Origin of the sequence: Pseudomonas ulcerans (genome assembly GCF_036324125.1) — a bacterium.
GTDB classification, from domain to species: Bacteria; Pseudomonadota; Gammaproteobacteria; order Pseudomonadales; family Pseudomonadaceae; genus Aquipseudomonas; species Aquipseudomonas ulcerans.
This window is the reverse complement of record NZ_JAZDQN010000034.1, coordinates 1-13,552: the sequence shown is the minus strand read 5'-3', so window position 1 is coordinate 13,552 and position 13,552 is coordinate 1. Positions and strand designations below refer to the sequence as shown.

Here is a 13,552-nt window from a genome sequence, read left to right as displayed (position 1 = left end):
AATTTACTTAGCCAGCTAACAAATTCTATAAAAGAGGCCTGCGACAGAGTGCCGCAGTTAACCGGATTTGGAGTTTGCACATGACTGTCAAAGTAACTGAGCGCGACGAATCGAAACTGTCCCACGAAGGTGTCGCCGCTGGAGTGCGCATCTGGGATGTGCACCAGCAGGGCCAACTGGTCGGCATGTTCCACACTGAACACGAAGCCAACACCTACCGCATGGAACTGGAAGTCTGGGAGACCCGCCAGGCCAAGTCCTGAGCCCAGGCCCTGAAAGCACAAACCCCGCCGAGGCGGGGTTTGTCGTTTCTTACCACATCAGGTCGTCAGGAATGACGTAGGCGGCGTACGGGTCGTCGGCATCCGGCTCTTCCACCTGGGTGTTGAGCAGCAGGATGCGCTTGGGATCGCGTTCCTGGATCTTCACCGCGGCTTCACGCGGGATGATCTCGTAACCACCGCCATGGGCGACGATGGCCAGCGAGCCGCTGCTCAGCTTGCTGCGCATCAGGGCGTTGACCGAGATGCGCTTGACCTTCTTGTCGTCGACGAAGTTGTAGTAGTCCTCGGTGCTCAGCTTGGGCAGGCGCGACACTTCGATCAACTGCTTGATCTGCGCGGCACGGGCCTTCTGCTCGGCCTTTTCCTGCTGCTGGCGGTTCAGTTCCTGGTCGCGCGCGGCCTTCTCGGCCATGGCTTCCTTGGCCAGGCGCTGCTGGCTGTCGTCGACCTCGACCTGGCCTTTTTGCTCCAGGCGCTTCTGTTTCTTCTGGTCTTTGTTGACCTGCTTGACCTGCTTCTGGTTGACCAGGCCGGCTTTGAGCAATTGGTCGCGAAGGGAAAGGCTCATCGATGTTCACTCACTTATGCATCACGCTCAGCCGCAGCTGGGCAGGTTCTTTTCCTGACGCTTGGCTTCGCCCCAGAGCGCGTCCAAGTCTTCGAGGGTGCAATCTTCGATCGGACGCCCGTTGTCGCGCAATGCCTGCTCGATAAAACGGAAACGTCGCTCGAACTTGGCGTTGCCGGCGCGCAGGGCGTTCTCCGGGTCGATCTTCAGGTGCCGGGCCAGGTTGACCGTGGCGAACAGCAGGTCGCCGACCTCGTCGGCCAGCGCCGCGGCGTCGTTGTCGGCCATGGCCTCCAGCACTTCGTCCAGCTCTTCGCGGACCTTGTCCAGCACCGGCAGCGGGCCCGGCCAGTCGAAACCGACCTGGGCCACGCGCTTCTGCAGCTTGGCTGCGCGGGACAGGGCCGGCAGCGCCGCCGGCACGTCGTCGAGCAACGACAGCTGCTCGGGCGTGCTTTTCTCGGCGCGTTCCTCGGCCTTGATCTCTTCCCAGCGATGCTTGACCTGTTCTTCGTCGAGGCGCGGAGTGTCCAGCGGCGCATAGAGCTCGCCGGTGGGGAACACATGCGGGTGACGGCGGATCAGCTTGCGGGTGATGCTGTCGATCACCCCGGAAAATTCGAAGCGGCCTTCTTCCAGCGCCAGCTGGCTGTAGTAGACCACCTGGAACAGCAGGTCGCCGAGCTCGCCCTGCAGGTGCTCGAAGTCGCCACGTTCGATGGCATCGGCCACCTCGTAGGCTTCTTCGAGGGTATGCGGGACGATGGTGGCGTAGGTCTGTTTGAGGTCCCAGGGGCAGCCGTACTGCGGGTCGCGCAGACGGGCCATGAGGTGCAGCAGGTCGTCCAGGGTGTACATCGGGGGTTCTCGTCAGAGGCCGTCGTTCGTTGCAGGATAGACCCGCCGCCACCACTGGTGACGACGGGCCGGCCTCGCTCATGGCGTGCGGTTGCGCCGGGTCTCGATGATGTTGGGCAACTGCGAGATGCGCCCGAGCAGGCGCCCGAGGGCGTCCAGGCCAGGGATCTCGATGGTCAGCGACATCAGCGCGGTGTTGTCTTCCTTGTTCGAGCGAGTGTTCACCGCCAGCACGTTGATCCGCTCGTTGAGCAGGACCTGGGAGACGTCACGCAGCAAGCCCGGGCGGTCGTAGGCACGGACCATGATGTCCACCGGATAGGTCTGTACCGGCACCGGGCCCCAGCTGACCTGGATGATCCGCTCCGGCTCGCGCCCGGCCAGTTGCAGCACCGAGGCGCAGTCCTGGCGGTGGATGGTCACGCCACGCCCCTGGGTGATGTAGCCAACGATTGCGTCGCCGGGCAGCGGCTGGCAGCAGCCGGCCATCTGCGTCAACAGGTTGCCCACGCCCTGGATCTGGATGTCGCCGCGCTTGCCCGGCTTGAAGCCCGTGGCCTTGCGCGTGATGAGGTCGATTTCCTCGATCCGCTCCGGCTCCACCAGTTGCTGCGCGGCGTTGACCAGATGGGCCAGGCGCAGGTCGCCGGCGCCGAGGGAGGCGAACATGTCCTCGGCGGTGCGCAGGTTGGCTTTTTCCGCCAGGCGCTCGAAGTCCACCTGGGGCAGGCCGAGGCGGTTCAGCTCGCGCTCCAGAAGGGTCTTGCCGGCGGCGACGTTCTGGTCGCGGGCCTGCAGCTTGAACCAGTGGACGATCTTCGCCCGCGCCCGCGAGGTGGTGACGTAGCCGAGGTTGGAGTTCAGCCAGTCACGGCTCGGGTTGCCATGCTTGCTGGTGATGATCTCGACCTGCTCACCGGTCTGCAGGCTGTAGTTGAGCGGCACGATGCGCCCGTTGATCTTGGCGCCGCGGCAGTTGTGGCCGATCTCGGTGTGCACGCGGTAGGCGAAGTCCAGCGGCGTGGCGCCCTTGGGCAGGTCGATGGCATGGCCGTCGGGGGTGAACACGTAGACCCGGTCCGGCTCGATATCGACCCGCAACTGCTCGGCCAGGCCGCCGATGTCGCCCAGCTCCTCGTGCCATTCCAGCACCTGGCGCAGCCAGGAGATCTTCTCTTCGTAGTGGTTGGAGCCGGACTTGACGTCGGTGCCCTTGTAGCGCCAGTGCGCGCAGACGCCGAGCTCGGCTTCCTCGTGCATGGCGTGGGTGCGGATCTGCACCTCCAGGACCTTGCCCTCGGGGCCGATCACCGCGGTGTGCAGCGAGCGGTAGCCATTTTCCTTGGGGTTGGCGATGTAGTCGTCGAACTCCTTGGGAATGTGCCGCCACAGGGTGTGGACGATACCCAGCGCGGTGTAGCAGTCGCGCATTTCCGGAACCAGCACGCGCACCGCGCGCACGTCGTAGATCTGGCTGAATTCCAGGCCCTTGCGCTGCATCTTGCGCCAGATGGAATAGATGTGTTTCGCCCGGCCGCTGATATCGGCCTTCACGCCAGTGGCCAGCAGTTCGTTCTGCAACTGCGCCATGACGTCGTTGATGAAGCGCTCGCGGTCCAGCCGGCGCTCATGCAGGAGCTTGGCGATCTGCTTGTACTGGTCGGGTTCCAGGTAGCGGAAGGACAGGTCTTCCAGCTCCCACTTGATGTGACCGATGCCCAGGCGGTGTGCCAGCGGCGCGTAGATGTCGAAGACCTCGCGGGCGACCCGGTGGCGCTTCTCGTCGTCGGCGCCCTTCACCGCACGGATCGCGCAGGTGCGCTCGGCCAGCTTGATCAGGGCGACGCGGACGTCGTCGACCATGGCCACGAGCATCTTGCGCAGGTTCTCGACCTGGGTCTGGGAGCCCAGCACCAGCGACTGGCGCGGATTCATGCTGGCGCTGATGGCGGCCATGCGCAGCACGCCGTCGATCAGCTTGGAGACCACCGGGCCGAAACGCTGGGCGACCTCGGCCAGGGTGACCTTGCCCTCGCGTACCGCGCGGTAGATGATCGCCGCGACCAGCGAGTCCTGGTCGAGCTTGAGGTCGGCGAGGATCTCGGCGATTTCCAGGCCAGCCTGGAAACTCGAGGTACCGTCGGCCCACGAGTGCTTGTCCTGGTTGCCCTGCTTCTCGATGGCCTGGGCGAACTCGCAGGCCACCTTGAGGGCTTCCCGGTTCAGCGCCGCATCGACGCTGCACACATGATCCAGCCATGCTTCGAGATTGATACTGCCGTCGGTGTTGACCGGCTGGTGCACTCTCACCTGTACCATCTTTGTTTACCTTTCCCTACGGCGCATGCGCGATGCGCTTGAAAACTCGGGTGTCGCCCTCGCCATATCAAGAGCGCGACACCGGGCGGCCAGCAACGCTAGCCCACCTCGAATAACGCCATGGCCTCGACATGTGCTGTCTGCGGGAACATGTCGAGGATCCCGGCCCTTTTTAACCGGTAACCCTGCTTGATCAATTCAAGCGTATCGCGGGCCAGGGTCGCCGGATTGCACGACACGTAGACCAGCCGCTTGGCACCTAGTGCTGCGATTTTTCTGACGACCTCGTAGGCACCGTCTCGCGGTGGGTCCAAGAGTACCGCAGAAAACCCTTCCGCCGCCCAACCGGACGCACTCAAGGGTTGGGATAAATCCGCCTGAAAACAGCGAACATTATTCAAATTATTGCTACGGGCATTGGCCGCCGCCCGTTCCACCATCGCCTGCACGCCTTCCACGGCCACCACCTCGGCGGAGCGCTGGGCCAGCGGCAAGGCGAAGTTGCCCAGGCCGCAGAACAGGTCCAGGACCCGTTCGTCCGCCTGTGGCGCGAGCCAGTCGAGGGCCTGCTCGATCATCGCGGTATTGACCCCGGCGTTGACCTGGACGAAATCCCCCGGGCGATAAGCCAGGGTCAGGTTCCACGGTTCCAGGGCGAAGCCCAGTTCCCGGCCCGGCTCGGCCGGCGCCGGTGCGCCCTCGCCTTGCAGCCAGAGTTGCACCCCGGCTTCAGCGCAGAACGCCTGCAACCTGGCCATGTCCGCCTCGCCCAGCGCGCCGGTGTGGCGCACCAGCATGGCCAGGGCGGTGCCGCTGAACAGCTCGACATGCCCGATCAACTGCGGCTTGGCCAGGCTCTGCAGCAACAGCGGCAGATGACGCATCACCGACTGCAAGGGCTGTACCAGCACCGGGCAGTCGTCGATGGCGACGATGTCCTGGGTGGCTTCGGCGCGGAAGCCCACGTCCAGCTTCTTCGCCTTCTGGTCCCAGCGCACCGCGACCCGGGCGCGCCGGCGGTAGCCGAATTCCGGCCCGCTGAGCGGCGGCGCCCATTGCTCGGGGGCGACCCCGGCGACCCGCTGCAACTGCTCGGCGAGCAGGCGCTGCTTGAGTTCCAGCTGGTCGGCATGCGGGAGGTGTTGCAGGTTGCAGCCGCCGCAGCGCTCGAAATGCCGGCAGGGTGCTTCGCGCCGCTCCGGGCTGGCGCTGAAGACACGCTCCAGACGCGCCTCGACCACCTTGCCATGGGCGTTGAGCACCCGCGCCTCGACCTCTTCGCCGGCCAGGGCGCCACTAACGAACCAGGTGCGCCCCTCGACGAAGGCAATGCCACGGCCATCACCCGCCAGGCGTTCGATCGCCAGGCGCTGCTTCTTGCCCACCGGAACCTGTGGCGCGCGGCTGCCGCCGGCCGGCTGGAAGCGCAGGCCGCCGTTACGTTTGCTTTTGGACATCAGCGATCCGCGTCGAAAATGCCGGTCGACAGGTAGCGGTCGCCGCGGTCGCAGATGATCGCCACCATGGTCGCGTTCTCCACTTCGCGGGACAGGCGCAGCATGGCCGCCACCGCACCGCCGGAGGACACGCCGCAGAAGATGCCTTCTTCGCGGGCCAGGCGACGGGTGGTCTCCTCGGCTTCGCTCTGGGCCATGTCGACCACGCGATCGACGCGTTCGGCCTGGAAGATCGACGGCAGGTATTCGTGGGGCCAGCGGCGGATGCCGGGAATGGCCGAGCCTTCCATCGGCTGCAGGCCGACGATCTGGATCGCCGGGTTCTGCTCCTTGAGGTAGCGCGAGCAGCCCATGATGGTGCCGGTGGTGCCCATGGAACTGACGAAATGGGTGATGGTGCCGCCGGTCTGGCGCCAGATCTCCGGGCCGGTACTGACGTAGTGGGCCTCGGGGTTGTCGCCGTTGCCGAACTGGTCGAGGACCAGGCCACGGCCTTCGTCGCGCAGACGCTCGGCGAGGTCGCGGGCGCCCTCCATGCCTTCTTCCTTGCTGACCAGGATCAGCTCGGCGCCATAGGCGGTCATCGCCGCCTTGCGTTCGGCGCTGGAGTTGTCCGGCATGATCAGGATCATCTTGTAGCCCTTGATCGCCGCCGCCATCGCCAGGGCGATCCCGGTATTGCCGGAGGTAGCCTCGATCAGCGTGTCACCCGGCTTGATCTGCCCACGCAGTTCGGCGCGGGTGATCATCGACAGCGCCGGACGGTCCTTGACCGAACCCGCCGGGTTGTTGCCTTCAAGTTTCACCAGGAGGGTATTGCTGGTGTCGCCGGCCATGCGTTGCAGGCGGACCAGGGGAGTGTTGCCGACGCAATCGGCGATGGTGGGGTACTGCACGGTCATGGCGTGTTCGCAATCCAGACTCACGGGGCCGCCTATCATACCGGCAAACCGTCGCGCTCCATATCACGCAATATGCGGGGCTTATAGCGGATTGCTATAACTCGGTGGCCGAGGGTGCTGCCAGCAGTCGGAAATTCTGGCGCAGGCCACGCCCGTTGTTCTGCGCCCAGAGGCGCCCGCCCTGGCGCTGCACGGCGTTGCGGGCGATGCTCAGCCCCAGGCCGAAACCACCGTCGCCGGGACGCGAGCCGTCGAGACGGGTGAAGGCGGCGAAGATCCGCTCCAGCTCCGCTTCGTCCACCCCGCCGCCCTCGTCTTCCAGCCAGAGCTGCCAGTGCTCGCCCTGGCGCTCACCGCCAAGACGGATGCTGCCGTTGGCCGGGGAGTGGCGGATGGCATTGCGCAGGATGTTTTCCAGAGCCTGCGCCAGGCTGTTGAGGTTGCCCTGGACCCAGCAGTCGCCGTCCAGCTCGCAGTGCAACTGCGCCCGCGGCCAGCCGCTTTCGAAACAGGCGTCCTCGCAGAGCATTTCCCACAGCGCCACGACCTGGATCGGCTCGCAGGGCAGCGGCGCCCGCTCGGCATCCAGCCAGGCCAGTTGCAGGGCATCTTCCACCAGACGCTGCATGCATTCCACTTCGCGGCTGAGGCGCTCGCGCAGGCAACCCGGGTCCTGCTCGCTGTCGCTGGCCACCTGCAGGCGGCTCAGCGGCGTGCGCAGCTCATGGGACAAGTCACGCAGCAGTTGCTGCTGCAGGGCCACCGTGCCTTGCAGGCGCTCGGCCATGTCGTCGAAGGCGCGGCCCAGTTCGCCAAACTCGTCCTGGCGGCTGGTGGTGGTGCTGGCCACCCGGGCGGTCAGGCGCTCGGCGCGCCAGGCGTTGGCCTGGTCGCGCAACTGGTGCAGCGGGCGGATCAGCATGCGGTACAGGCCGACGCAGAACAGCAGGGTCAACAGGCCGGGAATCAGGCCGTTGGTGACCATGCGCCAGAACAGCAGGTTCCAGCGGTCGGGCACCAGCCGTTGCGGCAACTCGATCACCAGGCTGCCGAGGGAGGAATCGTCGGGAAATGGCACGCGCATCCAGGGCATGGTGCTGGAATGGCGACTGATCGGGCGATCGACGCTGCGCAGGTTGGTCAGGTGCACCAGCTCGGCATCGCTCAGCGGCAGGCTGCCGAGGGGCTGCAGGTCGGGGCCGATCACGCTGATGAAGCCGCTTTCGCGATCGCGCATGCCGGTCAGCCACAGATCGATGCCCGCACTGCCGCCGCTTTCAAGAGCGTGCTCGGCCTCGGCGGCATAGCCCTTGAGCAGGTCCCGTGCCTGTTGCCCGAGATAGGCGTTGCGCACTTCCATGTGACGGCCCCAGGACAGGCTCAGGCCGATCAGCAGCAGGCAGAAGCCCACCATGAGGATCGCCAGTTTCCAGAACAGCGAGTGACGATTGGGCAACTCACTGCTCCTCGCCGGCGCTCAGGACATAGCCCTGGCCCCACACAGTGCGGACCTGGCGCTCCAGGTAGCCGATGGCCTTGAGCTTGCGGCGGATCTGGCTGACATGCATGTCCAGGCTGCGGTCGTGGCGCGAGTAGCCGCGCTGGAGCACGTGCTGGTAAAGGAAGGGCTTGCTCAGCACCTCGTCGTTGCTGCGCTGCAGGGTGTCGAGCAGGCGGTATTCGCTGGGAGTCAGGCCGGCCCACTGGCCGCCGTGACAGACATCGCTGGCCTCGTCGTCGAAACGCAGCTCGCTGCCCGGTGCCTTGGTAGCCGGCGAATAGCGGCGCTCCAGGTCGACCCGGCGCAGGATCGCCTCGATGCGCACCCGCAGCTCGGCCATGCTGAACGGCTTGGGCAAATAGTCGTCGGCGCCGCGCTCGAAGCCGGTGATGCGGTCCGCCTCGGCCCCCAGCGCCGACATCATGATCACCGGCGTGCCGCTGCGCTCGCGCAATTGCACCAGGGCATCGAGGCCGGTCATGCCCGGCAGCAGGATGTCCATCAGCACCACGTCGAAGTGCTGCTGGCGCGCCTGGTCCAGGCCTTCGCGACCGTTGCGGCACCAGGTCACGAGAAACCCACTACGCTCCAGTTGCTCGTGCAGATAAGCACCGAGCACCGGGTCGTCTTCGATGGCGAGGATGTTGGGATTGCGGATCACTGCGGGATTCATTGGCGGCTGCTAGCAATTCTCAATTGCGCGATTATTGAGCATTACCCTCCCCCAGGCAACCGCACAGGCGTACAAGGGCCGACCCCGCAACGGAGACAAATGAGTGCAATACAGCGACAGTCGCGGTAGCGTGCTGCCCATCCAGCGCCGCGCAGACACAGGAGACCGGGCGTGCTGAATCGTTTTGGAATCAGGACCCGCGTGCTCCTGCTCGCCGTGGTGCCCGCCGCAGCCATGGCCCTGGTGCTCGGTGGCTATTTCACCTGGCTGCAGCAGAACGAGCTGCAGAGCCAGTTGCTGCAACGCGGGCAGATGATCGCCGAGAGCCTGGCACCGCTGGCCGGCTCGCCCCTGGCGCGCAAGGACCGTGCGCAGCTGGAGCGCATCGCCGCGCAGACCCTGGAACAGGACGACGTGCGCTCGGTGTCCTTCCTCGCCCCCGACCGCGGCAGCCTGGCCCATGCCGGCCCGAGCATGCTCAACATGCCGCCCGCCGGTGGCGGCACCCAACTGCTGCAGCGCTCCGGCAACGACGCCACGCGCTATCTGCTGCCGGTGTTCGGCCATCACCGCGACCTCACCGACGACCCCGTGCCCCAGGAAGCCGAGCGCCTGCTGGGCTGGGTGGAGATCGAGATTTCCCACGGCGGCACCCTGCTGCGCGGTTACCGCAGCCTGTTCGCCAGCCTGCTGCTGATCCTCATCGGCCTGATGGCCACCACCCTCCTGGCCCTGCGCATGAGCCGGGCGATCAATGGCCCGATCGGGCAGATCAAGCACGCGGTGAGCCAGCTCAAGGACGGCAACCTCGAAGAACGCCTGCCGACCATGGGCAGCTACGAGCTGGACGAACTGGCGGCCGGCATCAACCGCATGGCCGAAACCCTGCACAGCGCCCACGAAGAACTGCAGCACAGCATCGACCAGGCTACCGAGGACGTGCGGCAGAACCTGGAAACCATCGAGATCCAGAACATCGAGCTGGACATGGCGCGCAAGGAAGCCATCGAGGCGAGCCGGATCAAGTCCGAGTTCCTCGCCAACATGAGCCACGAAATCCGCACGCCGCTCAATGGCATCCTCGGTTTCACCCATCTGCTGCAGAAAAGCGAACTGACCCCGCGCCAGCACGATTACCTCGGCACTATCGAGAAGTCCGCCGACAGCCTGCTGGGGATCATCAACGAGATCCTCGACTTCTCCAAGATCGAGGCCGGCAAGCTGGTGCTGGAGAGCATCCCGTTCAACTTGCGCGACCTGATCCAGGACACCCTGACCATCCTCGCGCCGGCGGCGCACGCCAAGCAGCTCGAACTGGTCAGCCTGGTGTACCGCGACACCCCGCTGTCGCTGATCGGCGACCCGCTGCGGCTCAAGCAGATCCTCACCAACCTGGTGAGCAACGCGATCAAGTTCACCCGCGAGGGCACCATCGTCGCCCGCGCCATGCTCGAAGACGAGCGCGAGGACTCGGTGCAACTGCGCATCTGCATCCAGGACACCGGCATCGGCCTTTCGGCACAGGATGTCCGGGCGCTGTTCCAGGCCTTCAGCCAGGCCGACAACTCGCTGTCGCGCCAGCCCGGCGGCACCGGCCTGGGCCTGGTGATCTCCAAGCGCCTGATCGAGCAGATGGGCGGCGAGATCGGCGTCGACAGCACGCCGGGCGAGGGTTCGCAGTTCTGGATCAGCCTGAGCCTGCCCAAGGCCCGCGACACCACCGAGGACCAGCCGTTGCCGGCCCTGCACGGGCGGCGCACGGCGATCACCGACAACCACGACCTGGCACGCCAGGCGCTGGAACATCAACTGGAGGATTGCGGCCTGGAGGTGAGTACCTTCAATTCGCCGGAACAGTTGCTGACCGCCGTCGAGGCCGCGCACCTGGCCGGGCAACCCTTCGAACTGGCGGTGCTCGGCGTCAACCTGCACGACCTGCCGCCGGACCGCCTCGGCCAGCTGATCCAGCGCCTGGAGCATTTCTCCTGCCTGGCCCTGGTACTGTGCCCGACCACCGAGCAGACCCTCTATCACCCCTACCTGCCCAACGCCCACGGCCAGCTCTATGCCAAGCCGGCGTGCACGCGCAAGCTGCGCCGGGCGCTGCTGGAGCTGGTCCAGCCACGCCGCAGCCCCACCGAGTTCAAGCCGGCCCCCGGCCAGCGCCTGCCGAAAGTACTGTGCGTCGACGACAACCCGGCCAACCTGCTGCTGGTACAGACGCTACTGGAAGACCTCGGCGCCGAGGTGCTGGCGGTGGACAGCGGCAAGGCGGCGATCAAGGCGGTGCAGCAGGACAGCTTCGACCTGGTGCTGATGGACGTGCAGATGCCGGGCATGGACGGTCGCGAATGCACCGAGCAGATCCGCCGCTGGGAAGCCGGCCAGGGCGGCCAGGCCCTGCCCATCGTGGCCCTGACCGCCCACGCCATGGCCAACGAGAAGCGCGCCCTGCTGCACAGCGGCATGGACGACTACCTGACCAAGCCGATCAGCGACCGGCAACTGGCCCAGGTGATGCAGAAATGGACCGGCCTGCCGGTCACCGTCACCCGTGACGACCGCGCCGCCAGCAGCCATCACAGCGGTAGCGAGCTGAAGGTGCTGGATCCGGAGGAAGGCCTGCGCCTGGCCGCCGGCAAGCCGGACCTGGCCGCGGACATGCTGGCGATGCTGCTGGCCTCGCTGGAGTCGGACCGCCATGCGATCCGCGCGGCCCGCGACACCGGCGACCGCGCCGCGACCATCGAGCGCGTGCACCGTCTCAACGGTGCCACCCGCTACTGCGGCGTGCCGCAATTGCGCGCGGCCTGCCAGCGCAGCGAAACCCTGCTGAAACAGGACGATCCGCAAGCCCAGCAGGCCCTCGACGACCTGGAACGGGCCATCGACCGCCTGACCCACGCTGCGCGCCAGAGCGCCTGACCTGGGGCAAGGCCGGGTTGGCCATGAGTGGCTACACTAGGCGCCATTTGATCGTTCGGGAGCCCGACCATGCGCGCCTTGTTCTTCAGCAGCCAGTCCTATGACCAGGACAGCTTCAGCGCCGCCCCTGTAGTGGACGGCCTGGAGCTGCACTTCCTGCCCACTCGCCTGAACGAGGACACCGCGATCCTCGCCGCCGGCCACGAAGTGGTCTGCGCCTTCATCAACGACGACCTCTCGGCTCCGGTGCTGGAGCGCCTGGCCGCCGCCGGTACGCGCCTGATCGCACTGCGCTCGGCCGGCTACAACCATGTCGACCTGGCAGCCGCCAAACGCCTGGGCCTGACCGTGGTGCGGGTGCCGGCCTACTCGCCGCATGCCGTGGCGGAACATGCGGTGGCGCTGATCCTCGCCCTCAACCGGCGCCTGCACCGCGCCTACAACCGCACCCGCGAAGGCGATTTCAGCCTGCACGGGCTGACCGGCTTCGACCTGCACGGCAAGACTGTCGGCGTTGTCGGCACCGGCCAGATCGGCCTGGCCTTCGCCCGCATCATGGCCGGCTTCGGCTGCCAGCTGCTGGCCTACGACCCCTGTCCCAACCCCGAGGTGCTGGCCCTCGGCGCACGCTACCTGGCGCTGGACCAACTGCTGCGCCAGTCCAACATCATCAGCCTGCACTGCCCGCTGACCCCGCAGACCCGCCACCTGATCAACATCCAGAGCCTGGGCGACCTGCAACCCGGGGCGATGCTGATCAACACCGGGCGCGGCGCGCTGGTGGACACCCCGGCGCTGATCGAGGCGCTGAAGAGCGGCCAGCTCGGCTACCTGGGGCTGGACGTGTACGAGGAGGAAGCACAGATCTTCTTCGAGGACCGCTCCGACCAGCCCCTGCAGGACGACGTGCTGGCGCGGCTGCTGACCTTCCCCAACGTCATCGTCACCGCCCACCAGGCCTTCCTGACCCGCGAGGCGCTGGCCGCCATCGCCGGCACGACGCTGGACAACATTGCCCGATGGATGGTCGGTGAGCCGCAGAATCTGGTGGAGGGATGAGGTAGGATACGCGGCAAATTTGGAGGCCCCATGGTCGAACACGATTTCCGCTACACCCTCTTCAACCCGCAACACACCCTGATCGAATGCCGTGCGCTGGTGCCGGGCCGCTACCAGGTCACCGGCAACGGCGGCTCGATCCAGAAAGGCGACGTCCTGCTGGTCACCCTCAAGGGCAGCAAGGACTTGTCCATGCGCCTCACCGTCGACAGCGTCCGCCACCTGATCAACCCGCGCGGCCAGTGGGTCGCGGTCGCCACCGGCCCGGTATTCGGCGAGCTGGCGATCCACCAGTGGCAAGTGCAGTGCAATGCCTGCGAAGCCGAACTCGACTTCGAGTTCGCGGTGGACGCCAAGCTGGGCAAGAAGGCCCAGCAACCGGCCGCCGTAGCGCGCATTGCCGAACTGGGCTGGGTGACCAAGGGTGACAAGCACCTGTGCCCGAAATGCCGGGAGCAGGTGCAGTGAACAAGCTGGTATTGAGCGGCGCGGTGCTCGCGGCCCTGGCGGGTTGCGCGGCCGAGCCGGTAAAGCTGCAGAAGGAACGCAGCTACGTGCTGGAGTGGATCGGCGAACGTCCGCTGATGGACTACAGCCATCTCACCCTGACCCTGGCCGAGGATGGCCGGGCCTATGGCAATGCCGGCTGCAACCACTGGTTTGCCCAGTACAGCCTGGCGGGCGACCAGCTCAGCTTCGGCACCATCGGCAGCACCCGCAAGCTTTGCGCGCCGGCGCTGATGGAACAGGAAAAGCGCTTCCTGCAGGCGCTGACCAAGGTGCAGCGCTGGGACATCTCGCCGATCGAGCAGATCCGCTTCTGGCCGGCCGAAGGCAAGCCGTTGCGCTTCTGGCCTGAGGAAGGCTGATACTCCAGCCCTGTGGGAGCGGGGGGGGCCCCCCGGGGGGGGGGGGGGCCCCCCAGGGGCTAAACGGGGGGGGCCCCCCCCCCACCGGGGGGCCACCCCCCAGGCGGCCCCGGGGGGGGGGGGGGTTTGGCCCCCCC

The 13,552-nt window shown here is 66.4% G+C and carries 12 protein-coding genes; 5 read left to right on the top strand and 7 right to left on the bottom strand.

The window, feature by feature from the left end; translation table 11 throughout:
* Positions 1-80 precede the first annotated feature (80 nt).
* Positions 81-263: a hypothetical protein gene (locus V0R59_RS23845; protein ID WP_330075267.1), complete on the top strand. Its 183-nt coding sequence runs from the start codon at positions 81-83 to the stop codon at positions 261-263.
* 49 nt (positions 264-312) lie between these two features.
* On the opposite strand, the gene V0R59_RS23840 is transcribed toward V0R59_RS23845, so the two are convergent.
* The 7 genes from V0R59_RS23840 to V0R59_RS23810 form a co-directional block, all read right to left on the bottom strand.
* Positions 313-852: a DUF2058 domain-containing protein gene (locus tag V0R59_RS23840; RefSeq protein ID WP_330075266.1), complete on the bottom strand. Its 540-nt coding sequence runs from the start codon at positions 850-852 to the stop codon at positions 313-315.
* A gap of 27 nt (positions 853-879) precedes the next feature.
* Entirely contained in the window at positions 880-1,710 is an 831-nt protein-coding gene (mazG, locus tag V0R59_RS23835; RefSeq protein ID WP_330075265.1) for a nucleoside triphosphate pyrophosphohydrolase, read from the bottom strand.
* A gap of 78 nt (positions 1,711-1,788) precedes the next feature.
* Positions 1,789-4,029 (bottom strand): GTP diphosphokinase, encoded by a 2,241-nt coding sequence (gene relA / locus V0R59_RS23830; protein WP_330075264.1) that lies wholly within the window; start codon positions 4,027-4,029, stop codon positions 1,789-1,791.
* Positions 4,030-4,127: 98 nt separating this feature from the next.
* Positions 4,128-5,486 carry a 23S rRNA (uracil(1939)-C(5))-methyltransferase RlmD gene (gene rlmD / locus V0R59_RS23825; RefSeq protein WP_330075263.1) on the bottom strand — a complete coding sequence of 453 codons (1,359 nt, stop codon included), beginning with the start codon at positions 5,484-5,486 and terminating at the stop codon, positions 4,128-4,130.
* Positions 5,486-6,388 (bottom strand): cysteine synthase CysM, encoded by a 903-nt coding sequence (gene cysM, locus V0R59_RS23820; RefSeq protein WP_330075338.1) that lies wholly within the window; start codon positions 6,386-6,388, stop codon positions 5,486-5,488. The genes rlmD and cysM overlap by 1 nt, the downstream gene beginning before the upstream one ends.
* Positions 6,389-6,482: 94 nt before the next feature.
* Positions 6,483-7,802, bottom strand: a complete 1,320-nt coding sequence (locus tag V0R59_RS23815; RefSeq protein ID WP_330075337.1) for a sensor histidine kinase — start codon at positions 7,800-7,802, stop codon at positions 6,483-6,485.
* A 43-nt stretch (positions 7,803-7,845) separates the two neighbouring features.
* A complete protein-coding gene (locus V0R59_RS23810) occupies positions 7,846-8,562 on the bottom strand; it encodes a response regulator transcription factor (protein WP_330075262.1) in 717 nt (238 codons plus the stop codon).
* 171 nt (positions 8,563-8,733) lie between these two features.
* On the opposite strand from V0R59_RS23810, the gene V0R59_RS23805 reads away from it, so the two are divergent.
* From V0R59_RS23805 to V0R59_RS23790, 4 genes are all read left to right on the top strand, one after another.
* Positions 8,734-11,487, top strand: coding sequence for a response regulator (locus V0R59_RS23805; RefSeq protein ID WP_330075261.1), 2,754 nt, complete (start codon positions 8,734-8,736; stop codon positions 11,485-11,487).
* A 69-nt stretch (positions 11,488-11,556) separates the two neighbouring features.
* Positions 11,557-12,546, top strand: a complete 990-nt coding sequence (locus V0R59_RS23800; RefSeq protein ID WP_330075260.1) for a 2-hydroxyacid dehydrogenase — start codon at positions 11,557-11,559, stop codon at positions 12,544-12,546.
* A 30-nt stretch (positions 12,547-12,576) separates the two neighbouring features.
* Entirely contained in the window at positions 12,577-13,014 is a 438-nt protein-coding gene (locus V0R59_RS23795; RefSeq protein ID WP_330075259.1) for a hypothetical protein, read from the top strand.
* Positions 13,011-13,415 (top strand): META domain-containing protein, encoded by a 405-nt coding sequence (locus tag V0R59_RS23790; RefSeq protein ID WP_330075258.1) that lies wholly within the window; start codon positions 13,011-13,013, stop codon positions 13,413-13,415. Before V0R59_RS23795 ends, V0R59_RS23790 begins: the two co-directional genes overlap by 4 nt.
* The last annotated feature ends 137 nt before the right edge of the window (positions 13,416-13,552 follow it).